The organism is Spirosoma harenae, from assembly GCF_054776975.1.
Map to the genome: position 1 here is coordinate 138,076 of NZ_BAAHBD010000002.1, position 25,422 is coordinate 163,497.

General features: G+C 45.1%; 19 protein-coding genes. 11 read left to right on the forward strand and 8 right to left on the reverse strand.

Annotated elements, in window-relative coordinates; all coding sequences use genetic code 11:
* Positions 1 to 29: 29 nt before the first annotated feature.
* The 7 genes from ACYVE4_RS00995 (at position 30) to ACYVE4_RS01025 (ending at position 13,444) form a co-directional block, all read left to right on the forward strand.
* Complete coding sequence (locus tag ACYVE4_RS00995) at positions 30 to 1,529, forward strand: glycoside hydrolase family 130 protein (RefSeq protein ID WP_460994909.1); 1,500 nt, start codon at positions 30 to 32, stop codon at positions 1,527 to 1,529.
* A gap of 529 nt (positions 1,530 to 2,058) precedes the next feature.
* Positions 2,059 to 5,319 (forward strand): SusC/RagA family TonB-linked outer membrane protein, encoded by a 3,261-nt coding sequence (locus ACYVE4_RS01000; RefSeq protein WP_460994910.1) that lies wholly within the window; start codon positions 2,059 to 2,061, stop codon positions 5,317 to 5,319.
* A 48-nt stretch (positions 5,320 to 5,367) separates the two neighbouring features.
* Complete coding sequence (locus ACYVE4_RS01005) at positions 5,368 to 6,852, forward strand: SusD/RagB family nutrient-binding outer membrane lipoprotein (protein ID WP_460994911.1); 1,485 nt, start codon at positions 5,368 to 5,370, stop codon at positions 6,850 to 6,852.
* Between the two features lie 453 nt (positions 6,853 to 7,305).
* Entirely contained in the window at positions 7,306 to 10,524 is a 3,219-nt protein-coding gene (locus tag ACYVE4_RS01010; RefSeq protein WP_460994912.1) for a SusC/RagA family TonB-linked outer membrane protein, read from the forward strand.
* A gap of 27 nt (positions 10,525 to 10,551) precedes the next feature.
* Positions 10,552 to 12,099, forward strand: coding sequence for a SusD/RagB family nutrient-binding outer membrane lipoprotein (locus ACYVE4_RS01015; RefSeq protein WP_460994913.1), 1,548 nt, complete (start codon positions 10,552 to 10,554; stop codon positions 12,097 to 12,099).
* Positions 12,100 to 12,550: 451 nt separating this feature from the next.
* Positions 12,551 to 13,066 carry a hypothetical protein gene (locus tag ACYVE4_RS01020; RefSeq protein ID WP_460994914.1) on the forward strand — a complete coding sequence of 172 codons (516 nt, stop codon included), beginning with the start codon at positions 12,551 to 12,553 and terminating at the stop codon, positions 13,064 to 13,066.
* Positions 13,067 to 13,108: 42 nt separating this feature from the next.
* Positions 13,109 to 13,444: a hypothetical protein gene (locus ACYVE4_RS01025; RefSeq protein ID WP_460994915.1), complete on the forward strand. Its 336-nt coding sequence runs from the start codon at positions 13,109 to 13,111 to the stop codon at positions 13,442 to 13,444.
* Between the two features lie 80 nt (positions 13,445 to 13,524).
* Here ACYVE4_RS01025 and ACYVE4_RS01030 read toward each other — a convergent pair whose 3' ends face one another.
* The 6 genes from ACYVE4_RS01030 to ACYVE4_RS01055 all read right to left on the reverse strand — a co-directional run bounded on the left by ACYVE4_RS01030 (position 13,525) and on the right by ACYVE4_RS01055 (position 19,501).
* The gene (locus ACYVE4_RS01030) at positions 13,525 to 15,003 is read right to left on the reverse strand and encodes a PQQ-dependent sugar dehydrogenase (protein ID WP_460994916.1); all 1,479 of its coding nucleotides are present in this window, start codon (positions 15,001 to 15,003) and stop codon (positions 13,525 to 13,527) included.
* 78 nt (positions 15,004 to 15,081) lie between these two features.
* Complete coding sequence (locus ACYVE4_RS01035; RefSeq protein WP_460994917.1) at positions 15,082 to 16,155, reverse strand: cupredoxin domain-containing protein; 1,074 nt, start codon at positions 16,153 to 16,155, stop codon at positions 15,082 to 15,084.
* Between the two features lie 27 nt (positions 16,156 to 16,182).
* A complete protein-coding gene (meaB, locus tag ACYVE4_RS01040) occupies positions 16,183 to 17,172 on the reverse strand; it encodes a methylmalonyl Co-A mutase-associated GTPase MeaB (RefSeq protein ID WP_460994918.1) in 990 nt (329 codons plus the stop codon).
* Positions 17,173 to 17,242: 70 nt separating this feature from the next.
* Positions 17,243 to 17,917: a 2-C-methyl-D-erythritol 4-phosphate cytidylyltransferase gene (locus ACYVE4_RS01045; protein WP_460994919.1), complete on the reverse strand. Its 675-nt coding sequence runs from the start codon at positions 17,915 to 17,917 to the stop codon at positions 17,243 to 17,245.
* Between the two features lie 59 nt (positions 17,918 to 17,976).
* Entirely contained in the window at positions 17,977 to 19,020 is a 1,044-nt protein-coding gene (gene queA, locus ACYVE4_RS01050) for a tRNA preQ1(34) S-adenosylmethionine ribosyltransferase-isomerase QueA (protein WP_460994920.1), read from the reverse strand.
* A 115-nt stretch (positions 19,021 to 19,135) separates the two neighbouring features.
* Positions 19,136 to 19,501: a hypothetical protein gene (locus tag ACYVE4_RS01055; protein ID WP_460994921.1), complete on the reverse strand. Its 366-nt coding sequence runs from the start codon at positions 19,499 to 19,501 to the stop codon at positions 19,136 to 19,138.
* A 147-nt stretch (positions 19,502 to 19,648) separates the two neighbouring features.
* Here ACYVE4_RS01055 and ACYVE4_RS01060 point away from each other — a divergent pair, with 147 nt between their 5' ends.
* On the forward strand, positions 19,649 to 20,644 hold the full coding sequence (locus ACYVE4_RS01060) for a gluconolaconase (protein WP_460994922.1): 996 nt from the start codon (positions 19,649 to 19,651) through the stop codon (positions 20,642 to 20,644).
* A 74-nt stretch (positions 20,645 to 20,718) separates the two neighbouring features.
* Here ACYVE4_RS01060 and ACYVE4_RS01065 read toward each other — a convergent pair whose 3' ends face one another.
* A complete protein-coding gene (locus tag ACYVE4_RS01065; protein WP_460994923.1) occupies positions 20,719 to 21,360 on the reverse strand; it encodes a 3-keto-disaccharide hydrolase in 642 nt (213 codons plus the stop codon).
* A gap of 194 nt (positions 21,361 to 21,554) precedes the next feature.
* On the opposite strand from ACYVE4_RS01065, the gene ACYVE4_RS01070 reads away from it, so the two are divergent.
* Together ACYVE4_RS01070 and ACYVE4_RS01075 are read left to right on the forward strand one after the other, a co-directional pair.
* A complete protein-coding gene (locus ACYVE4_RS01070; RefSeq protein ID WP_460994924.1) occupies positions 21,555 to 22,445 on the forward strand; it encodes a PE-PGRS family protein in 891 nt (296 codons plus the stop codon).
* Between the two features lie 77 nt (positions 22,446 to 22,522).
* Complete coding sequence (locus ACYVE4_RS01075; protein ID WP_460994925.1) at positions 22,523 to 23,704, forward strand: cation:proton antiporter; 1,182 nt, start codon at positions 22,523 to 22,525, stop codon at positions 23,702 to 23,704.
* A 4-nt stretch (positions 23,705 to 23,708) separates the two neighbouring features.
* Here the strand turns inward: ACYVE4_RS01075 and ACYVE4_RS01080 are convergent, their stop codons facing one another.
* A complete protein-coding gene (locus ACYVE4_RS01080) occupies positions 23,709 to 24,041 on the reverse strand; it encodes a hypothetical protein (protein WP_460994926.1) in 333 nt (110 codons plus the stop codon).
* Between the two features lie 75 nt (positions 24,042 to 24,116).
* Between ACYVE4_RS01080 and nhaD the strand changes: the two genes are divergently transcribed.
* A complete protein-coding gene (nhaD, locus tag ACYVE4_RS01085; protein ID WP_460994927.1) occupies positions 24,117 to 25,406 on the forward strand; it encodes a sodium:proton antiporter NhaD in 1,290 nt (429 codons plus the stop codon).
* The last annotated feature ends 16 nt before the right edge of the window (positions 25,407 to 25,422 follow it).

Sequence of the window (25,422 nt, forward strand, 5' to 3'; positions counted from 1 at the left end):
CGGCTTTACTTGTATCATCCATTCGCACTATGAGTATAAAAGCAACCCGAACAGGTATTGTTTTGCGACCCGATCCAACTCGGGTTTTATTCCGCCCGTTTGAATTGGGCAGTACCACACGAACGCTGAAAATTATTGCCCGTGTAGGCAGCATGACCGATGAAGAAGCTGAGCAAAAACTGGATGAAGTAATCCGGGAATTTGGCGGGCGACATTACAAACTCGAACGATTTCTGCTACAGCGGTTCGAACAGATTAAGTCGCAATTACTGACTGATGAGCCCTTAACCGAAGAGCGAAAATTATTGCTCGGCGCTTATTTCACGATGGAATACTCACTTGAGTCGGCGGCCTTGTTCAACCCATCCATGATCTGGCATCCCGATCAAACGAATGTGCCGCCGGGTTATAAGCGGTTCATTCTGAGTTTACGGGCAACCGGTGAAGGCCACGTATCGTCAATTTCCTTTCGGATGGGATATATTGATGATATGGGGAAAATCGTGTTGCGTAAACCGTCTCGTTACGTAACCTCGCCCGAAACGGTGCAGAATCACCTGTTTAATCGGACGGTGTTTGAGCGGAAATTGTATGAGCTTCGATTGGAGAATAGTATCCAGGAAAAAATGATGGCGGGCCTGGGCGATGAGTTTAGCCTGGCCGAACTGGAAGCACAAGTTAAACGTGTATCAGCACAGTTTCGATATAATGCTGAATATGAGACTATTGCCAGTGGATTGCTGGCTTTGGCTAAGTCGAACTACGAAATTCATTTTGAAGACGATCAGAGTCTGGATGAGCGTTGTATCTTCCCGAATTCGCCAAATGAAACGAATGGTATTGAAGATGCACGATTTGTGCAATTTACTGACGACAATGGCGAGGTTACCTATTATGCCACCTATACGGCATATAATGGTCGGGTCACATTTCCGCAATTGCTGGAAACCAAGGATTTTACGCATTTCAGTGTCAGCACACTCAACGGAGCGGAGGTTTCGAACAAAGGGATGGCCTTATTTCCACGAAAAGTTAATGGGAAATACGCCATGATTTCGCGACAGGACGGCGAAAACATTTACCTGATGTATTCTGACGATCTGTATTTCTGGCAAACAAAAGATATTTTGCTGAAACCCACCTATCATTGGGAATACGTGCAATTAGGGAATTGCGGTTCACCTATTGAAACCGAGCAGGGTTGGCTCGTCCTAAGTCATGGTGTAGGACCAATGCGGAAATACGCTGTTGGCGCTTTTTTGCTGGATCTTAACGATCCAAGCATCGTCATTGGGCGCACTGCTGAGCCGATTCTAAGTCCTGATGAAAATGAGCGGGAAGGTTATGTTCCGAATGTTGTGTATAGTTGTGGTGGTCTGATTAACAATGACGAATTAATTATTCCATACGCTATGGCCGATTATGCCAGCAGTTTTGCTACGGTTAATGTTAAAGAGTTATTAGCTGAATTAACGGGTAAGGATAAGCCAGAGATAGTAGCTACACCAGAAGCTATATCGCAGACATAGATATAGAATTAGTTAAGTAAGTTCTGTATAACAAGATGATCCCCATGGTGGTTTATATAGCCACAATGGGGATTTCTTTTTACTCCGACCAACTAAATCTTGGCTGCTAATGCGCTGATTCTATTTAGATTATAATTGAATACTACCATAAAATATTAGTTTGAGTATAAATACTTCCTACAGATATTTACTCAATAAAACTGAGTAAATATAACTAATCTAATAATTAGCCCTAACGATGGCCGCTTGATAATATTATAATAGCCCGGAAAAACAATTTATCATTCACCTTGTTTGCTAACTTTTTTACTGATTTTCCGCTGTTTTTAATCTACTTTTAATTTACTGATTTCTATCTGATTATCAAATTGTTAAAAGGCAATCAATTGATCCTATCGATGCGATTGGTAAATTACATGAATTATTTGGTGATATAGTTATAGTGCAAAATTTTGTAATGCATTATTTTTTGTACAATTTTGATATAAGTTCTGAAAAGAACTCATTATTAACTTAAACGCTTTAATTCATGAGAAAACTTTTAATAGCACAGCTATGGCTGTGCCTTTTCAGTTTACCATTGCTAGCGCAGGACATAGCTATCAGTGGTAAAGTGACCTCAACGGAAGATAACTCTCCACTTCCTGGCGTAAACATCGCCGTAAAAGGAACGGCGCGCGGAACAAGCACGAATGCGACAGGCGATTATCAGTTAAACGTTCCAGCAGGTTCGACGCTGGTTTTTAGTTTTATAGGCTTCATCACACAAGAAGTTAAGCTAGGCAACCAAACGAGTGTTAACGTATCGCTGGTATCTGATGCTGCACAATTACAGGAAGTTGTTGTAACGGCTCTTGGTATTAAGCGAGATGCCAAATCAATTTCATTTGCGACTCAACAGGTTAGTGGGGAGAACCTGACCGTCACTCGTCAGCCCGATGCGGGTAATGCGTTGGCTGGTAAAGTAGCTGGTTTACAGGTGTTAAGTCAGGCGGGTTCCAAGCTGGGTTCGGGAGCTGTTGTGCGAATTCGTGGAGCGGCTTCGCTGGTTGATAAAAATCCGTTGTATGTAATTGATGGAACCCCATTGGCCAGTGATAGTGACACGCCTGGTTCGCTGGATATTAACTCCGACGATATCGAAAATATTTCGGTCTTGAAAGGGCCAAACGCGACGGCTCTTTATGGTCAGCGGGGTGATGCTGGGGTTATTGTGATTACGACCAAAAAAGGCCTGAATCGGAAAGGCATTGGCGTTGATATCAATAGTACCACTACATTCGAACAGATCAACATCATTCCAAAATACCAGAACCAATACGGTGGTGGGGGTGAATCGGCATGGCGTACGTTTACCTGGGCACCGGGCAACCCGACCGAATGGCAGGCGCTGAACGGCAAAAAGTACCATGATTATTCGGATGATGCCTCCTGGGGGCCAAGGATTGATGGTAGTGAATATATTCCCTGGTATGCCTGGTATCCTAACAATCCGTACTCATTCAAAACCGCTTCGTATACGGCTCAGCCCAATAACGTTCGGGATTTCTATAATACGGGTAAATCTTATAATAATAGCATTAGTCTGAAAGGCGGTGGTGAAGGCTACACGCTTCGGATGTCCTACACGAACCTGAATCAGACTGGTATTCTGCCCAGTACATCCTTGAAGCGTAATTATATTACAGCGGCCGCTACCTACGATCTGGGCAAACACCTGACGGCTGGTATCAACTTTAATTTCACTTCAGAGCAGGTATTTGGAAATTTCGGTGATGGCTATGGTAACTATTCGGGTTCAGGCTCCTTCAATCAGTGGTTCCACCGCGATCTGGATATGAGTATCATGAAGGAGTTGCGTAATTTCCGTACACCAATTGGTGCCTTAGCTAGCTGGAACCATACTAACCCAACGAATACGACTAATTTTAATTCGGCTACGTTTAACAAGGGGAATTACTGGTATAACTTCTACTCGTATCTGGATTATACCAACAATACCAGTAATCGAGATCGGCTATTTGGCGATGTGAATCTGACGTATAAGATCGACGACCACTTCAAAGTACAAGGTTGGTTGCGCCGGAACCAGCGTAATACAAACTATGAGAACAAGCAGCCATCCATTATTGAATTGAGTGGGGCCCAAACCGGCCAAAAGGCAGGCTATTCAACTGGGCAGATTCTGGATCGGGAAGACAACTATGAATTCCTGACTACGTACGATAACCGCTTCGGTGATTTCGATATTAATGCGAACGTAGGTGGTAACATTCGTGACAATATCTATACACGGGTCGACCTGGCGACTCAAGGGGGATTATTTGTTCCTGATCTATTCACGGTCGGTAACTCACTTCAGGCGTTTACGCAAACAAATAACCGTTTTCGTAAGACCGTGCGCAGTATTTACGGACGGGCATCACTGGGCTGGCGTAGTTTAGTGTTCCTGGAAGTTACAGGACGTAACGACTGGAGTTCGGCTCTGCCTGCCAACAACAACTCGTATTTCTATCCGTCGGTAGGGGGTAGCTTCGTGTTTTCCGAGCTGACCCGTCAGTCGCTGCCTTTTCTGTCGTTTGGTAAGTTGCGGGGGAGCTGGGCGCAGGTTGGCTCTGATCTAAATCCATACCAATTATCGTTGACATATGCCGTCGACCAGGCAAAATACAATGGTGTAAATAGCTTGATGACTACACCGAATTTGTTGCCAAATGCAGGTATTATTCCATCGCTGTCTTCGGCTTATGAAGCGGGTATTGATTTAAGTTTCTTACGGAATCGCGTTGGATTGGCTTTCACGTATTATCACGAAAACAAAATCAACGAAATCCTGAATGTAGACGTAACGGCAGCGAGTGGTTTTACGCAGAAAGTGATCAATGCAGGTCGGATCGAGCGTGATGGTGTTGAGATTCAGTTAAATGGGAAACCCGTTGTTGGCAAAAACTTCAACTGGGACATGACGCTCAACTTTGCTGTAAACAACTCACGTATTGTCGAATTGGCACCCGGTGTAAACTCGATTCAGGCAACATCAGCGATTCCATTTGGACAAACAGCCCAGTCGTACAGTACGAACGACGCTTTCCTGTTTGCGTATGTGATTCACTCGACCGGTGTTGACAACGGTGGCAACAACCGTTGGGGGCAGTTGCGTGGGAATGGAATTGTTTACAACAATGGTCAGCCCGTGTTGAATGCAGATGGAACCTATCAGTTTGCAACGAACCAATATTTTGGATCGGTTCTGCCATCGTTTACGGGCGGTTTTGTCAATACTTTGCGTTATAAAGATTTGTCACTTGCGTTCAGTATCGATTACCAGAAAGGCGGAAAATACTTCTCATTATCAAATTTCTGGGGAACGTATTCCGGCCTATATGCTGAAACAGCTGCTACGAACGACAAAGGCAAAAACGTTCGTGATGATGTTGCGCAGGGAGGTGGTGTACACGTAAAAGGTGTCAGCGAAACCGGCGAAGCGATTGATACATATGTTGGGGCTTACGATTACTATCACCAGTTTGGTAACAATTCAATTATCGACAATTCTGTTTTCGATGCTTCTTACGTGAAACTTCGTGAAGTGAGTGTTGGTTATCGCCTGCCGATCAAACCCAACAAGTTTGTCCAGAATATCAACGTATCGGTAGTTGCTCGTAACCCTTGGTTGATCTATGCAACCAACCGCAACATCGACCCATCGGAGCTATCACAACGGTTTGGTGAAAATGGTCAGCAGCCCGGCACCCGATCACTCGGTTTCAACATTCGTTTAGGACTCTAATTATAACTTGAGCCAACCCGATTGGCTCGATTTAGCAATAGCATCACAATGAAGACATTTAAAAATAATGCAATGGCACTCAGCATGCTAACTATGCTGGGAGTTGCCACTAGTTGCAGTGATTTCGGGAACGAGAATATAACACCGAACGCTGCTTCGACACCAGTAACTTCGGCATTGTTGACGGAGGCCATTACAGGTGTTCCTCCGACGACATCAACTGGTGCCCTGCTCGATGGCGTTGCCGGACGACTGACCGGATTAGCTCCTGAAACTCGACTATTTGCGCAATATTGGTCGCAAACGCAGTATCCTGAAAGCTCACTTTATTCGACGACGTTTGCTGACTGGAGCCGTTACTACGCGGTTACATTGGAAGATTTGCAAACGATTATTGATTATAACAACGATCCTGCAACGAAAGCCTACGTAGCGCAGTTCGGTTCGAACAATAATCAGTTGGCGATTGCGCGAATTCTGAAAGCCTATATGTATTGGGTTACAACGGATCGTTGGGGTGACATTCCCTATTTTGATGCTCTGAAAAAGAATACGCAGGTCAAATACGATTCGCAGCAGGCTATTTATACCGATCTATTTAAAGAACTGAAAGAGGCCCAGGCTCAATTCGATGGCGGAACGGTATTTAGTGGCGATATCATATACAGCGGTAGCGCGGCAAAATGGAAGAAATTTGCCAATTCGATGCGTATGCTGATGGCGTTACGGCTCTCGAAAGTTGATCCAACGACAGGTAAAACGGAATTTGCTGCAGCTTATGCCGATGCGGGTGGTTACATCAGTACCAATACCGATAACGCACTGGTTCAATATACTGATGCCAATCAGTTCCGGAATCCTGATAATGCGTTGTTTGATGGCCGCGATGATTACGGTGTTAGCGATGTGTTGGTAAATAAACTGAAAGATCTGAGTGATCCACGGCTTCCTGTTTATGCTGCGCCAATCACCAATGGTGATTACAATGGACTGCCGTACGGATTAAACCGGAACCTGCTGATTCAGTATACGGGTGCTAATGAGTTTTCGCGTCCTGGTACCAAAATACTGGCTAAAACGCAGCCTGGGTATATCATTACGGCGTCTCAGATGTTGCTGGCAAAAGCAGAAGCGTCGGTTCGCGGTTGGATTACGGATGACGCCAAAACGGCTTATAATGCAGCTATTCAGGCGTCCTGGCAGCAATATGGGGTATATGATGCCACTAAATTTGCGGCTTATATTGCCAGCACGAAAGTAGCGCCAACGGCAGCCGACTTCCTCGCTAAAATTGGTGATCAACGTTGGATCTCTCTTTACCCAAATGGGACAGAAGCTTGGATTGAATGGCGTCGGACGGGATACCCTGATTTAAAGCCAACGCCATACGCAGTAAACGAGAGCAAGCAGATTCCTCGTCGGTATGGTTATCCCAACACCGAACCTACGCTGAATACGACAGCTTATAACGAAGCCGTGGCTAAATTGGCCAATGGCGACAAAACAAGTTCGCGCGTGTGGTGGGATAAATAATTTGCTAACCTTCATTTTGTACAAAAACGTCCACTTATTTAAGTGGACGTTTTTTGTTTTAATAGCCTGAAAAATACTCAGTCAATAATGCATTCTTTTTGCTAAAACTCTATTAAAACAAAGTATATATACCTAGTTTATTGCGTCACTTAGAGGAAATAACTGCCTATTTAACGATTCTTTTCGCTGACGTGCTGTATAATTATTTATAGTAATTATTTGCAACTAATGTATCGTTAATTACTCGATGATCTATACCAAATTAATAGTTAATGCGTATTTAACACGGAATGATATTCTATGGAAATAAGATGAAATGCGGATTCGTTCGTTGATTGTCGGATATGGCCAAATTTTTATTTGTAAATTGATCTTATATTTGTGCGTTGAAACTTAACTTAGTGTCTAGGTTTTAATTTCTTAATACTCATTTCTTAACTTAAACGATGTTCTATGCGTAAATTTCTACTAGCACAGCTTGTGCTGTGTTTATCCGCTATTCCTTTGATGGCTCAGATGATTAGTGGAAAGGTCACTTCATCAGAAGACAACAGCCCATTACCTGGAGTAAGTATTGTCATTAAAGGCAAAAACCAGGGAACAACCACGAACGCTGACGGAGCCTATCAGATTACGGCTGCAAAAGGCGATGTACTTCAAGTTAGTTTTATTGGCTTTACTACGTCGAGCGTAAAAATTGAAAGCCAGACAACACTCAATTTTTCGTTAAAGCCAGATGCGTCACAACTTCAGGAAGTCGTTGTAACGGCGCAGGGGGTTCGGAAAAGTCACCGCGAAATCGGTTATGCCGTATCGAAAGTTGAAACAGGTGACGTCACGGTTGGGCGTTCTCCTCAATTAGCACAGGCACTTTCTGGTAAGGTAACCGGTCTGGCTGTTTACAACGTAAACAACAGCGTAGATCCTGCTGTGAAAGTTGTACTACGCGGGTATCGTTCCTTGACGGGTAACAACGAAGCACTCGTCGTTCTGGACGGTATGCAAACGACCTCTACCGTTTTAGCTACAATTAACCCGAACGATATCGAAAGCGTTTCGATTTTGAAAGGTGGTCAGGCCGCTACCTTGTATGGTTCGGCTGGTATCAACGGTGCGTTGATCATCACGACTAAGAAAGGAACGAAAGGAAAGTTAAAAGTTAATTACTCGAACAGCACCAACTTTGAGCAAATTAGCTTCCTGCCACAGCTTCAGGAGACGTATGGTTCAGGATCACACTATGCGACGTCTTTTGGCGGAACAGGGTACAAAACCGATTATTTAGCGCGGTTAAAAGACAACTGGCGGTCGTACGAAAATCAGCAATATGGTGATGCATTCGATGGCTCAATCCGTATGCAGGGTCGTACAACGGAAGATGGTGGCCAGTATATGCTGCCTTATTCGGCTATCCCGAATGCTCGTCGGAAGGCGTTTGATACGGGTGTTTCAATGAACAACCAGATCAATTTCTCGGGTGGCGATGAAACGGGTTCGTTCTACATGTCTATTGAGAATCAGAAGATTGCAGGTATTGTTCCCCATGACAAAAGCGAACGGACAGGTGCTCGTGTATCGGGTACGAAAGAAGTTGGCAAACTTACAGCCACATTTAATGCCGCGTATACCCAGGCTGCTTACGACCGGACTTCTTCCGATTTCTATAACGACGTACTGAACCAGCCAGCCAACCTGCCGCTGTCAGATCTGCGCGACTGGCAGGGTAATAAGTTCGCGAATCCGAACGGTTTCTATAACGACTACTATAATAACCCATATTTCAACGCCGACAACAACCGGATGAAATACAAGGATTCCAACTTGAATGGTACCGTTAGCGCAACCCTACGACCTACCTCATGGCTGTCGATTACCGAACGTCTGGGTATGATGAATAACTCACGTATTGGTAAGAATACAACCGGTAAGTTCCTCTATTCTGACTGGGCTAAATCGAAGTCATTTATTCCGGCTCCTTTCTTCCGCGATGGTGACGGAACGGGTATCTACCGCGCTATTACTGATATTTTGGGTGGTGTAACGGATTACTCTGGTACGGAAAACGTGATCAACAATGAATTTCAGGTTACGGCTTCAAAAGACTTTGGGCCAGTATCAACGAAATTGTTGTTAGGTAATAGCGTTTATCAACGCGCTACAAAAAGTATGGCTCTCATTTCGAGCTCTGTTGTCGTTCCAGATATCTACAACGTAGCGAACCGTCAGGGTGAATTACAAGGAGGTGAAACCACTACCCTGGAGCGTCGTTATGGCTACTACGCTGACCTGACTGCGAATTATAAAAACTGGCTGATTTTGAACGGTTCGTTCCGTTATGACTTCACGTCACGTTTCTATAAAGCCGATCGGCCATCTAACTTCTGGTCTTATCCATACTATGGTGCTGCTCTGTCGTTCATTGCAACCGACGCGTTCCCGAACATTCGATCGAATGTCCTGAACTATGCTAAAATTCGGGCTAACGCTAACAAGAACGCTAACGACAATATCCCACTTTATGGTCTGGATCTGGTTTATTCGAACGGCGCTAACTTCCCATTTGGTAATACGGTTGGTTTAACGGTTGGTAACCGACTTCCCGATGCCAACCTGAAACCAGAGACGGTTTATTCGTACGAAATCGGTGGTGAGTTCCAGTTATTTAACAACCGGATCAACATCGACGTATCGGCTTATACCCAGAATTCAAAAGGACAGGTAATTACGGTTAGTGTTCCACGGTCAACGGGTTACTCGAGCTTACTTATCAACGTGGGCGAAACCAAAAACTGGGGTTATGAGGCTGAATTGAAGTATCTGATCGCTCGGGGCAATAAATTCTCCTGGGATGCGGCTATCCGGTATTCTTATAACGACAACAAAGTTATCGACCTGTATCCAGGCATTAACGAATTCCAATATGGTGGTTACTCATACGCCACAACGAACGTAATCAAGGACATGCGTTTCCCATACCTGAAAACGGATGGGTATCAGTATGCTCCAGACGGATCGGGTCGGGTTCTGGTCAATGCTACCACAGGTTATCCGCTACGTAATACCTCACTGGTAGGACGCGGAGGTACGCTGCCACGGCACATTGCTGGTTTAGGTTCGAAAGTGGAATACGGCGATTTGAGCTTTACGTTTAACTTCGAATACCGGGGTGGTAACGTAATGTATAGTGACCTGGGTCGCCAAATGACCTTTACTGGAACAGGTAAATGGACCGAGAACCGGGCTCCTCAAATCTTCCCAAATTCGGCAATCCTAAATGCTGATGGTAGTGTTTCGGCAAACACGACTCAGGTTCGGGAAGCTGAGTACTCTCTATGGGTAGACAACTATCGCCTGATCACTGAAAACTTCGTTACACCAGCCTGGTTCATCAAACTTCGGGATATTAACCTGGCTTACCGCCTGCCCCAAAACCTGATCAACAAAACGAAGATTTTCTCGGGTGCCAGCATTGCGATCTATGGACGTAACCTGTTCACGATTGTTGATAAAATGAACTACTATACCGATCCGGAATTCAGCTATCAAGGCAATCCAGCTCCAGGCAGCACCGATATCCCAACCACTAGCTCGGCTATCGGTATCGGTATCAACTCTACGACACAAACACCACCAGTACGTCAGTATGGTGTAAATATTAACCTATCGTTCTAAGTCTAGTCTCACAACGATTGATTTAACATGAAAGTAAAAGCAATATTAATTTTGGCCTTCGTGGCCCTGGTTGGTAGCAGTTGTAACAAATCGTTTCTCGACGTCAATACCAACCCAAACCAGTTGCCTACAGCGTCTCCAAGTTTTGTGTTCACTAATGCGTTGTTCACAACCGCAACGAATATTGCAGGAAACTCAGGGGGGCAGGGCTCTAGTGAAATCGGCTATTATTGGTCAGGCCAGTGGTCGCAGGGGAACGGATATATCATTAGCACAACCCAGTTCGCCTATCAATATACCGACGGCGATTTCAACTATTGGGATCCTTATTACGACAATCTGCAGGATTATCAATTCGTAATTAACAATGCAGATGCGAATAATCAGAAGTATCTGAAAGGTCCATCGAAGGTAATGAAGGCGATGCTGTTCCAGCAATTGGTGGACATGTATGGCAACCTGCCTTACTCGGATGCACTGAAAGCAACGGCTGCACTCGCCCCTAAATTCGATGATCAGAAAGCTATCTACGAAGCCTTAATCGTTCTTCTCGATGAAGCTATCGTCGATTTGAAAGCCAATGCATTTGCCAGTGCTTTCACCGGTTCTGATATCGTGTTTAATGGTAACGTTACCCGTTGGATTCAATTTGCGAATTCGCTGAAAATGCGTATCCTGATTCGTCAGTCGAAGATTTCTGGACGCGATGCTTACATTAAGCCAGAAATCAACAAGATCGTATCAGAAGGCTCTGGATTTATCACCGGGATCGATGTCGGTGTAGGTGGACCTTCCTTCTATCTGGCAACGGCTGGTAAATTAAATCCGGTGTATGATCGCTGGGGATACGATGCAAACGGAGCAAAACGTGCGCTGAACAACTACCCTCGTCCAACTCAATTCTTGGTAAATAGCTTGAAAGCCGCTGGCGATACGCTCCGGTTAAAGCGAATTGCCTATGCAAATGGTGGTGAAAACGGCTCTGCCCCCGGAACGAGTGTAGCGAAGGAAGTTTCGGCTAACTACTCAGGTACGCCTTTTGGTGTTAGCTCTGGCTATTTGCCAACGAATACGACTTCATTGGGACCAAGCCTGATCGTGAAAGGAGAATACAATCGTCCGTATATTCTCATGACCGCTTCTGAAGTTCAGTTCCTGTTGGCGGAGGCAAAACAACGGTATAGTGATGTTACACTGCCAAATACGGCAAAAGCGTATTTTGAAGAAGGTATCGTTCAATCGTTCCGTGTATTGGGAGCGAATACCGCAGGGGCGGCCGCCTTCAAAGGCAGTGGCATTCAAAACTACGATTTTGATGCGTCGACGGATAAGTTAGCTGCTATCGCGATCCAGAAATGGATTGCTAATGCAAACTTCAATGGTCTGGAAGCTTGGGCAGAATATCGCCGTACCAATTTACCTGTTATTCCGCAAAGCATTCAGGTACCGGAAGCTAACAAACGGCCATTGCGATTCTTCTACCCAAATACAGAAGGTGGATCGAACTCGGCCAATGTGAAAGCACAGGGAACGATCGATGTGTTTGCTACCAAACTGTTCTGGGACGTTGATTAAATAAACTGATTTATGTTTCGAAAAGAGGCCATCAATCTTGATGGTCTCTTTTTTTATGGTGCCCCAACTGGTTAGCAAAGAAAAAGCGGACCGATAGAATCGGTCCGCTTTCTGTATTACGCTTTATCCAACTATTAAAATTTACAATCCAACAAAAATCGATTAACTCCCAACCTACGCGACAGGCAGCAACGAATTATGCGAGTTTTAATCAAGATTTGTAAGAATGCCCAAGGCTGTAAATTTTAATCGAAATTTAATGCCTGTTCCCCTTTTTTCCATGGAATCGGGGATTTAAAACATTTTTTTAATGAATTTATTGATTATTCGGTAGGTGAAGATTAAAATTCGGCTCGACCAGGCGAGCTAATCGCCGGATAGAACCCTGGGTGTTTGCCTAAACTTTTTACCTGTACCGAAGTTATTCTTTAAGATTAACGGACTCAACATCATGAAAGACGAACTAGAAATAAAACGCGATGAAGCCAAGATATCAGGCCGAGCCGAAGGATCATTTGGCTCTGACGATACCGATGTAGACCGGCCGGATGAGGATAATCGAAATCGTTACGAACAAGAAAATTCAGCCAATGGACTTGACAGCCAACAGGTAAGAGGTGGTCAGGATGGCCGAAACGACCGTGCTATCGGCAGTACAGACATGGACAGTAAAAACGGTATCCTCCGTATGGGCGATAATTCGAATAGCACCATGGAAATCACCGAAGCAGGGGAGGAAGCGGCCGCTGCTGACGCACCAAAATCAAATACGGCTATGGTTGATGTAACTACGCACGGACCGGATGATTATGCGTCGGCAGAAGAAGTTCCTGTTCCTAAAGCGCAGGAAGAAGCTAAAGAGCAAAACGACAATCAGAAAGCAAAGTCGGATACAGAAGAAAAGTCGAATGATGACGATACTATCGCTGAGACAGGTACTGATCTGAATAATAAACCTCCCTATTGATTACACGTTTTCTAATTTCTCAACATTTAATAAATCAACGTTATGAGCGTAAGTAGTAATTCCCGCAAAGAAAGTACTGAGTCGTATGCGGCTCAGGCTATGCACAATACGATGGGTATTCCCCCGGCATTGGCGCAATTGAACGATAAAAATCTGGATAATGAACTGCCATCTCGGGTAGCTGACAGCAATGATACCGATGTTCCCGGCGATGTAGCGAATGCAGAAGCCACTGTTGCTGAAGCGGATGATACAACTGATGCCGACATTGAAGAGTCGAAACGAGCTTCATGGGGCCAACCGCCTGTAACCAGCGACGAGCCAACTGTTCCAGCCACTCGTGCCAACGAGCCTGAGCGAACATTGGGTAATGCGTAAGTAAGTCAATAGTCGATAGTCATTAGTCGGAAGTAGATGTGGGTATGAAATCTTATACCTGTTTTAGTAACGATCAATGACTATCGACTTTTTAACTTATTCAAGGTGTAACAAACCAGATGGTTCATTAACTTTTTCTGCCCATTGCTGGCCTGTAGATTACCCAGTGTTAATTCGTAAACACGATTAGGTTTCAAATCGGCTAGTGTTAGTGTCACCGTTTTACGGTTGGCTGAGAGTTGAGCGGACAAAACAGGAACCTCCTGAACATCCATTTGTGGGGAGCCATAGGCGCGATGATATTCGTAATAATACCGGCGAAAATGATAGTTGGTTAATGCTAGAGCCGTTGCCTCATCTACTGGCTGGGTAAATGTAAGCGCGAAACCTGTAGGAGTTAATTTCATTTCCATAATATCCAGCGGAACCCCTCCTTTATAACGAATCCGCTGAATTCCACGATGTCCAAGCCAACCATGATCGGTTTGCCCTAAATATAGACTGCCATCTGGTGCAAATGCCAGGCGGTGATTCCCGATTTGTAACGGAATCCCTTTCGAACCCGCTTTCTCGAAAAACGGCACACATGCTCCCTGAATTTGCCCGTCTACTTCATCAGGCAGAATGCGTAATAAATGAGTGAAATCCATATCGCCCACAAATAGCTGACCAGCAAAAGGACCAAATTTACCTCCCGTGTTATCGAGCACAATTTGGGTTGGTGAATGAGCCATCAACTCATGCGGAAATGCCACACTTTCGACTGTTCGCATGCTATCGAGTTTATTTACTGGTAATGTTAATGGATCAATATTCGGGAAACCTGGCCGCCAGACTAAACTCGTTGGATGGCCGTAAAAATTACCTTCTTCAACATGGTAAAGCTTACTCGTTCCAAGCCAATCGCCCTGATTATCGGTAACAAACAGTCGCCCTTTTGCATCGAACCCCATCCCGTCCGGCGACCGAAATCCACTGGCATAGGGTTTTAATTTGCCATCGGGAGTCAGTTGCATTACCCAACCACGATACGGGACACAGGAATACATTCGCCCTTGTCTTCCCAGTGCATCAAACTCGCCCCGAACTTCATCCCGAATCCCTGCTCCATTCGAAGCCGTATTCAGACTGATGTATAAGTTGCCTTTGCTATCACGGACGGGGCCAAAAGCAAACTCATGATAATTGCCCGTCATCCCATACTGATCAGTCACCGTTTCATACTTATCCGCCCTACCATCGCCGTTTGTATCCGTCAATCGCGTTAGTTCAGGGCGTTGAACGATCAGCAATTCGCGGTTACTGATGGCAATAACTCCCAATGGATCATGTAGTCCTTCGGCAAAAAGTTTCCAGATTTTGGTTTTCGGATTATACAGCATCACCTCGCCCCGGTGAAAGCAGGCTACCATTCTTCCATCAGGTAAAAAGGCAATCCCGCCTGTTTCAGCTACTAAGCCGGTTGGCGTTGCAATCGTCTCAATCTCGTAATAATCTGAAATTGTATCAACTGGAAAGCTGGTAAGCAGGAGTGAAGAGAGGAGGAGAGAGGCAAACATGGTTGATGTAGGGTGTATGATTGGCGATATAGGATATAAGATAAATAGTTGCTCTAGGATTACATACTATATCATACATCATTTTGACACGATTAGGGTAAATTGGCGAGTTCCGGCTGGTAATCGGATTTCTCCGTTTGCCAGCTGCCCAACTGAGGGTTTTAGGCGGATGCCGGGTTGAGCCGTTGCGACAAATGTAATAGCTTGCTGAGATGGACTAATACTGAACGTGCGAACAAGGCCTCTGCCGCCAGATAATGGCTTTACTAATTCCCGAATCTCAACACCGTTAACGCTGTAGCGAAATTCAGGATAGCGATTGATTAATTGATAGCCTTTAAACATCGGTGGTTGCTGAGTGCTCGAACCAATTCGCCAGGGAAAACCACCCGTATCCCGAAAATAAATCTCGCCAACAATCTTTGTCAGGCGTTGACCCTTACCATCCCATTGCTCCGTGTTATCGACAAAACCACCCGACCACGCATACCGTAATCGACACGATCCTGCATCAAATACATACGATTGACCACCTTCGGGACCGGGCATGCCTACAGCAATTGCGGCTGGTCCGCAGTCGGGCATAAATGTTCGATATACGGCTGGCAATGTTAGCGTATAGGGATGACCGGATGCCGCCGATTGATGGTGTTGATGGCTAGCATTTGCAAAACGATCCGGATTAGGAATGTTCAAATCCTGATCCATTGGAGGTAACCGTTTTGGTTCGTTCGTCGCGTAGATAACCCCATACATGATGGAGCCATGACCGGGATACGTACACACAAACGGAAAAGCCCCTTCGGATACGGTAACGACCAGCGAATCGCTATTGCCTGGCTCTACACTTGTTGTATGAGCCAGTACCTCATTCATCACAGGAACGTGGTGTTGGGAGGGGCCTTTATCACCCAGGGCAAGTGCAAATTCAACAACGCGAAGCCGGAAGTTAGGCCGTGTAACAACCAGATTGTGGGCCATGTCGTCTTTGTTATGAAAACGAATTCTTAGTCGCGTATTAGGTCTGACAATCAGACGTTTCTGGTCGAATTTTAACCCCGCCGACGCCGTAACCAGAATGGCCGTATCTCGTTGAGCACTTGCCCGCGAAGCCATGAATAAAATAAGGAAGAGCAGTATGAACTTGGTCATACGCTTAAAAGCAAAAAATTATGGACTCTAATGGTTATCAGACGATAGCTCAAGTAGCTTATCGACAGCATGAGAAGGCAAAAGTGTACCTGCAAGAACCTGACTTTCTAAAACGTGAAGATGTTGTCGAATACCTGACTGTTCATAAAATCGACTTTCCAGTCGTTGACGCAAAAGTCTCTTGAACCAGGTTAGTTGCTGTTCTTGTCGTCGACCAGTCCAGGTACCATTTTGTTGCGTGAGTTTCTGGTGTTCCTGAATGGTTTGCCAGATGCTGGCTACTCCTTCGCCCGTTAAAGCCGAACAAGTCAAAACAGGAGGAAACCAGCCTGTTCCAGTAGGTGGAAATAAATGAAGCGCATTCTGGTATTCAACGCGGGCTCGATGAGCCAGAGCCATATTAGCGCCATCCGATTTTGTAATAACCAAAGCATCAGCAAGTTCCATAATTCCCCGTTTCATGCCTTGCAGTTCGTCGCCAGCTCCGGCCAACATGAGTAATAAAAAGAAATCGACCATCCCATGAACAACCGTTTCAGATTGACCAACACCAACCGTTTCTACCAGAATAATATCGAATCCGGCGGCTTCACAGAGAAGGATATTTTCACGGGTGCGATGGGCAACTCCACCTAACGAATCACCAGCGGGAGAGGGTCGAATATAGGCCCCCGGATTCATCGACAGCGCTTCCATTCGAGTTTTGTCGCCCAGCAAACTACCGCCCGAGCGCTGGCTGGTAGGATCAATCGTAAGCACTGCCAGCCGGTGGCCTAAGCTGGTCAGATACGTGCCGAACGATTCGATAAACGTGCTTTTTCCTACGCCCGGAACGCCTGTAATACCAATGCGAATCGACCGGCCTGTTTGGGCTAAAACTCCCTCAAGGACGTCTTGAGCCAGTGCTTGATCGCCAGGAAGACGACTTTCTACCAACGTAATCGCCCGGCTCAGCAGAAGCCGATCACCGGTTAGAATTCCGTTTATATAGTGGTCAGCAGAAAATCGGATAGGCATGAAAGGATCAGTTACGTTTAACAAACCTAAAAGGTCTCCAAGACCTTTTAGGTTTAAACAACATATCTATTTAGTACCCCCGCAAATCATCGGGTGTTGTGATCTTTATATTTTCATAAGCACCTTCGATAAGCGTAATTGAAAAACCAGCAAATTCCATCACACTGGCGCAGTCTGTAAAAAAGGATTGCTCTTCGGTTTGAAACGCTTGCCGGAAGTTGGACAACTGAAACGTTTGGGGTGTTTGCACCAACCGATATTGGCTGCGATCAACAGCTTGACTAGCGCCATCCGGTCTAACCACTCGAACGGAATCTTTCACAGGCACGCAGGTAACCGCTGAGCCTGTACGATCAGCTGTTACAAAACTATTCTGAATAATCTCTGAGGAAACAAAGGGCCGAACGCCATCGTGTACGGCAACTAAGCCTACGTCTGACTGAATAGCTGCCAGCCCATTTCGCACAGATTGAAATCGACTGGCACCGCCATCGACAAGCTGGATGGACGGATGGAAATTATGTGTCTCGCAGAGCATTGTCCAGATCAAACGGTCTTTTGCCGGAAGAACCAGAATAATCTGTGAAGCTGGCAGGACAGCCAGAAATCGCTCAATCGTATGCTGAAGAATCGGTTTGCCGTTGAGCAGCAGAAATTGTTTCGGCACGTCAGATTGCATTCGACTGCCACTGCCGCCCGCAACGATGATAGCGAAAGAAGTTGATGGGGTATAGTCGTTAGTCATTCGGAAAAAATAAGGGGCCGAAAGGCCCCTCAAAAATACAAATGGCAACAACAATTGATCTAAAGAATCAACATGGCATCGCCGTAGCTGAAGAAACGATATTTTTCTTTGATCGCTACCTGATACGCTTCTTTGATCAATTCGTGGCCCCCAAAAGCGCTGGTCATCATAATCAGAATCGATTCGGGTAAGTGTAAGCTGGTCAATAGCGAATTGGCGATTTTGAAATCGTAAGGTGGGAAAATAAACCGGTCTGTCCAGCCTTCAACAGGCTTCAGCCGACTATTTGCCGATACTGACGATTCAATCGCTTTCAGGGATGTAGTTCCTACTGCACAAACACGTTTTCCGGCATCAAGTGCAGTATTAACGATTTGCGCTGATTCTTCAGGAATGCGGTAATTTTCAGAATCCGTCTTATGTTTAGTGAGGTCTTCCACATCAACCTGACGGAAGGTGCCTAAACCAACGTGTAGCGTAATGGGAGCAAAGTCGATGCCTTTGATTTCCATCCGCTTCATCATAGCCTTGGTAAAGTGAAGTCCGGCAGTTGGAGCGGCTACAGCACCAATATGTTGAGCAAAAACCGTTTGATAATCATCGCGGTCAGCAGCTTCGGCTTCGCGGTTCATAGCTCGTGGAATCGGTGTCTCGCCAAGTTCGTCAACAGCTTTCATAAATTCTTCATGATTGCCATCGAATAAAAAGCGGATCGTCCGACCACGCGAGGTTGTGTTATCGATCACCTCCGCAACCAGATCGCTATCACCAAAATATAGTTTATTGCCAACGCGAATTTTGCGGGCGGGATCAACCAGAACGTCCCAAAGTTTCATTTCGCGATTTAATTCGCGCAGAAGGAAGACTTCAATTTTAGCTCCGGTTTTTTCTTTATTGCCATAAAGTCGTGCTGGAAACACTTTGGTATTATTAATTACCATCACGTCGCCATCGCCAAAATAACTCAGCATATCCGAAAATCGCTTGTGTTCAATTGTTTTGGTCTTCCGGTCAACGACCATCAGCCGCGATTCACCTCGCTCAACCGGATATTTGGCAATCAGACTATCGGGTAAATCAAATTTGAATTCGGATAACTTCATAGGATATCAGCACGAAAATGAACGGTGCATTTTTTGTAAAGGCCGCAAATATAGTGAAAAACCCGGAAAATTTGACATCTTCCGGGAGTTTTTCTTGTAAATATCCGAGAAATCACTAGTGTGAAACGGAATGCTGATCAATTGGCTGAACCGAACCTTCCGTAGACGTTACATGATGGCGATCTGAGATGGTAAATTTAGCCATTAACTCAGGCGATACTTCATTAGAATAAGTCCCCTGGGCGGCTACGAATGTACCTTTCATACCATTAGAGGCCGTAATGGCATACAGAGTCATTTCATCGCCCGGATCGGAGGTGCCTTCAAACCGGTAAAATTTATCGACAGTGAAATCTTCGCTTTTCAGCTTCGTTTCAGTACTTTTTTCTTCCAGATAATCTTTTTTAGGGCCAAATTCATGTGTATAGCCTTTTTCCCGGAGTTCTTCCATGACTTCGGTCAGGGTGGTCATGTGATTCATAACGGTAGAGATTTAGTTTGTTAATAAAACAGAAAATGGATGGGATAGTTTTGCGATCTACAGTGCTGAAAAATGGGGTTGGTTAAACATTTGTTTGTAAAACCGAATTAACTATTCATACACTTAGTTAATTTAATCCGATTCATAATGGCGATCAATGTTTATTCGGCTCCCAAGATCTTGTGTCTGATGATGTTGGGTGTAGCCGCTTGCAACACCATCGATCCGGAGTTTAATGCCCCTTCTATTCCGGAACGTATCAATTTTTCCGCAACTCGTCAGTACCCCGAAGGAATTACGTATTCACCCAGACTCGATCAGTTTCTGATCAGTTCAATCACGCAGGGAAAAATAGGGACTGTCGATCAGAATGGGCGATATACGGATTTGATCGGCAATGATAGACAGCTTATTAGTAGCATCGGTATGAAAGTACGGGACGATTTGCTCTATGTCTGTAATGGCGATCAGGGCGTATCGGATAAGAGTACTCCCCAAACGACGCTGAAAACGGCAGGGCTGTTTATCTATGATTTGCGTACTGGAGACGTTGTAAATCGCTTTGATCTGGCTAGTAAAAGTAAGCTGCCCAACGCGAACCACTTTGCCAATGACCTGGCCTTCGATGCAGATGGAGCGGTCTATGTAACAGATTCTTTTGCGCCCGTTATCTACAAAATATCCGTCAAAGATTCGGTGGTCAGCACCATTACCTCACCACTTTTTGAAGGTGCACAAGGCATCAACCTGAATGGCATCGTGTATCATCCCGACAATTATCTGCTTGTAGTAAAATCGAATGAAGGGAAATTATTCAAAGTTGATTTGGATGAAACCAATATGATTACGGAAGTAACCGGCGTCAATTTGCCAGGTGGAGACGGAATGTTATTGTATGAAAACGATTTGTACGTTGTAAACGGTCGTACGAAAGTGTCGCAGATTCGAAGCTCGGATAATTGGAAAACGGCTTCGTTAGTCAGAACAGATGAAGGAAACTATAATCAGGCAACAACCAATGTATTGGTGGGCGATAAGATTTTCACGCTAAATGCCCGCATCGGCGAAGTGAGCGAGGCCGCAGCTGCTAAAAACCCTAGCCAACTTCAGGCTAATACTTATAGTATTCAGCAGTTTAAGTAGCAGAGGGCAGAGGAGTCGGGGCATAGGGATGTATTTACTTTACCCCATGCCCCGCGCTCTTAATCCCATATTGCTTAGTCGGGCAGTACTTTGATCATGATGTCTTTGTAATACACTTTGCTTTTAGGGTCATGACCTTGTAAGGCAATGGTACCCATGCTGAGTTTTTTGGGTTTGCCGGAATTGCTGATGCTGTCGGGTTCGGTATAGTTGTTGATCACCTTGTCGTTGATGCTGATCGTTACATTTTTGCCTTTTACCGTAATTTGCTCGGTATACCACTCATCATCTTTGACAAACGTTTCTTTTACGTCCTGAACGCCATAAACGCTACCCGTTTTTCGCCAGTCAGTATGGGTTTGGTTCACCTGAATTTCATACCCTTTTGATGGCCAGCCCGATGGTTGATAGGCGGTGTGAATAAACATGCCCGAGTTTGAGCCTGGCATGGTTTTTACGGTAGCTTTCCACTCGAAGTTTTTGAAGTTATGATTACCTACAGGGCCTTCATAAAACAAGTGAGCGCGCGGTCCATTGACTACGATGGCACCATCCTGAATCGTGAATGTTCCAGGGCTCTCTTCGGTAACTTTCCACCCATTAAAGGTCTTGCCATCGAAGAGACTGACCCAACCGTCGGCGGAGGGGAGGCTGATGAAACTGAAGCAAACACCAAGTAGGAGGGTAGCCGCTAAAAAAAATAATCTAGTTTTCATATCAATAGGCGTGTTATGTTTGAGAATTGCCTGGTACCTAAAAGCAAAAGTGACGCTGAAACTAACGAATGGCTTGTCTGTTTGTGTAGAATTTTAGAATCCACTTAATAGTAGAAGATAGCTTTATTGAACCCTGTTCATCATTTTTGCTCACCAATTCGTTACTTTCACAATTGAATCAACCAGAATTTATCATGCGTAATTTTGTTCTGCTGGTTTTGGGGCTGGGGTTTGTATCGTGCAAACTTTCTGTACCAAATGTTTACGATGCTCAATTTGCGTCGGATCCAACTGTTGCCCCCATAACGCCAGGTCAGATTGATGAAGCATCAGGTATAGTAGACAGTCGTAGCCAGCCAGGAAATGTATGGATCGAACAGGACAGTGGTAGTCCAGCCGAATTGGCGTTGCTCGGATACGATGGCAAACTAAAAGGGAAAATCAATGTTCCCAATGCAACCAATCGCGACTGGGAGGAATTGTCGATTGGGCCAGGTCCCACAGATGGGGTAAACTATATTTATATTGGCGAAATAGGCGATAATAATGCTGAATACAGCGGTTGTGTTATCTACCGTTTGCCCGAGCCTGCATCTCTGCAAACGCCTATTACACAGGTAGAACGCATTAATTTTCGCTACCCTGACGGACCTCGTGATGCCGAAGCTATGTTCGTAGATCCGAAGACCAAAGACATTTATATCATCTCGAAACGGGAAGAAAAAGTCCGTCTGTATAGCCTGCCTTATCCCCAAAATATCAATACCATAACAACAGCGACAGCTTTTGGTGAATTGCCTTCGTTTGGGGGAGGAGGGTTAGCTAATTATGTAACGGGGGCTGCTATTTCGCCCGATGGGAGCGAAATCCTGGTGCGCACATACACCCAGCTTTACTACTGGAAGCGTGATTCTGGTAAATCTATTGCCGATGCCTTACAATACGGAACGTCCCGTCAACTGACAATTCGATTTGAGCCACAGGGCGAAGCAGTTTGTTTCGATAAAGATGGCAAAGGCTTTTTTACTATTAGCGAAAAAGCAAGCTCACCTTCGGTCAATTTATATTACTACGCTCGAAAATAGTAACAGTGGCGAAAGAGTGAAAGAGCGAAAGCTGTAGGAACAGGTTATTCGCTTTTCACTCTTTCGCTCTCTCGCCTATGGATTCATCGATACTGATCATTGTTCTGAGTTTGTCGGTACTGATTTCGTACGCGTTCGACTTGTTCAGTAGTCGATTCAAAACGCCATCGGTATTGCTGCTCCTGTTGCTCGGTATGTTGACCCATCAGGCAACGGAATATTTCAATGTTCAGGTACCTTACGTTACTGCTATTCTACCAACACTCGGTACGCTAGGTTTAATCCTGATTGTATTGGAAGGTGGGCTGGATCTGGAACTCCACGCCGAGCGGTTGAGTGTAATACGCCGAACATTACTAGCTTCCTTACTGGCCATTATAGGAAGCACTCTTCTAATGGCTGGCATGCTTTATTTACTGCTGAACGATTCCTTTTATCGATGCCTGATTGCCGCATTGCCATTTTCGATTGTGAGTAGCACCGTAACCGTACAGACCGTCGCGAAACTAACAGGTGGACAGCAGGAGTATGCGGTGTACGAATCGGCTTACGCCAGCATATTGGGAATTATGGCCTATAACTTTCTGCTGCTAACGCGCAACTCAGTTTTTGGGGCCATCTGGTCGTTCACGCGCGATACTCTCGCTATGGCACTGATTTCATTAGGTTGCTGTTTTCTGCTGCTTTACCTGATTGGACGCATTAATCATCGAATCAAGTTTCTGCCAATTATTTCCGTACTGTTTCTGGTGTATGCACTCGCCGAAATCAATCACCTTTCCTCCCTGTTATTAATCCTGATTTTTGGGCTGTTTTTGAATAATACAGATCTGTTTATTCGTGGTCGATTGAGCCAAATCTTAAAAAACGACCTGTTCGAAAAAGAGCTTGAACAACTTAAAAATCTGGCTGCTGAAGGGGCCTTTGTTGTCCGAACCTTTTTTTACCTTTTGTTGGGGTATGCCGCAAATCCACGAAGTCTGATTGATGGTGATGCTCTGATTGTCAGTATATTATTTGTGGTGGTTATTATCGCCTGGCGATGGGTGACGCTTCGGTTAACGTATCAGGGATCGATAAATCCAATCCTTTGGATTGCTCCTCGCGGATTGATTTCTATTCTGCTTTATCTAACTATTCCGGACGAACTCCGGCTGGTTGGTTTCCGGGAAGGTATTCCTATTCTGGTTGTCGTATTCTCATCGTTAGTGGCCATGATTGGGATTCTAGGCAATAGATCGTTGAAGAATTCTCCGTAAAGAATTAGTATTCAGCCTTCTTGGCAGAAAGATAGTGCCAGAACCCCCAGAAAGGACGCGTTTTTAAGTAGGACAGGTTTTTATCGTTAGTGAAAGCTTCACGCTCGAAACTAATATTTCGATAGGCCGTATAGTGGTCCCGGTATTGAATCCGACGGATACCGTATTCAACTAGATACCAAAGGTAAAATGGTATAATACCAAGTTCGAGCTGTTGCTTGAGATGTATGCGTTCGTGATTAAGTAGCGTCTGGCCCGGATTTGGTTGTCGAACCAGAATGAATGGGAACAAAGCCATCCCATCGGCGTGTAGTGAAGAGAGACGAACAATGAACATACCTTTTGTGTACAGCTGCCAGACAAGGATAAGAACAAAAATACACACAGAGGTTTAACCTGATTCAATTATCAAATGACTTTGCTACTAATTTGTCTCTTCGTCATCGGTTATATTCTCATCACTCTTGAACATTCTATAAAAATAAATAAAACGGCGACTGCTCTCATTACAGGTGTAACCTGCTGGACAGTCTATGCGTTGATGAGTGCTGATCCCGAAACAGTTATAGATCATTTGGGAGAACATCTGGCCGAAACATCGGAAATTCTCTTCTTCTTATTGGGAGCTATGACTGTTGTTGAACTGATCGATGTACACGACGGATTTACATTGATTACGGATCGAATTGCTACCCGTAACCTGCGCTCCCTGCTCTGGATTATTAGTCTTTTGGCCTTTTTTTTATCTGCTTTATTGGATAATCTAACGACTTCCATTGTGATGATATCAGTTGTTAGAAAGCTAATTCGGAATACGGAGCAACGTCACCTTGCTGCGGGTATGATTATTATAGCAGCTAATGCCGGGGGAGCCTGGTCGCCGATTGGTGATGTAACGACCACCATGCTTTGGATTGGTGGCCAAGTGTCCACACTGGCTATTATTCGGGGATTGCTGTTGCCCAGTTTAGTTTCGATGCTCTTGCCATTGATTATATTGACCAGTTACCAGCCTCGAACAGGAAAAGAGAAGACATCATCGCAGGGAGTTAGTCGCCCTTATGTAACGCCAACTGCCCGTCGTGATCGCCGGACCATGCTTGCTGTGGGACTTGGTGGGATGTTGTTCGTGCCTATTTTTAAAACCTTTACACATCTACCGCCCTACATGGGAATGATGCTGGTATTAGGCGCCATCTGGGTAACTTCCGAATTGATACACAGCGATAAGGACGAAGAAGAGCGCCAGAAATTTACAGCTGCGCATGCCTTAAGTCGAATTGATGCGCCAAGTATTCTCTTTTTTCTGGGCATATTACTGGCAGTTAGCGCCTTAGAATCAACTCATATTTTACGTGGCCTGGCCGAATCCTTACAGCAAAGCGTTGGTAATCTGGATGTAATCATTTTTCTCATTGGGATCGTATCAGCCGTCGTTGATAATGTGCCTATTGTAGCGGCTACCATGGGTATGTATGATCTTCAAACCCACCCAACCGATGCCAAACTTTGGGAGTTTCTCGCTTATTGTGCCGGTACGGGTGGTAGTCTATTGCTGATCGGGTCGGCAGCGGGCGTAGCAGTTATGGGAATGGAGAAACTATCTTTCGGATGGTATTTGCGTAAAATCAGCTGGTTGGCTCTAATTGGTTACGTGGCTGGTGCATTAACATACCTGGCCGAATTTGCCTTGATTAATTAGGGTCAGTTCAGAAGTG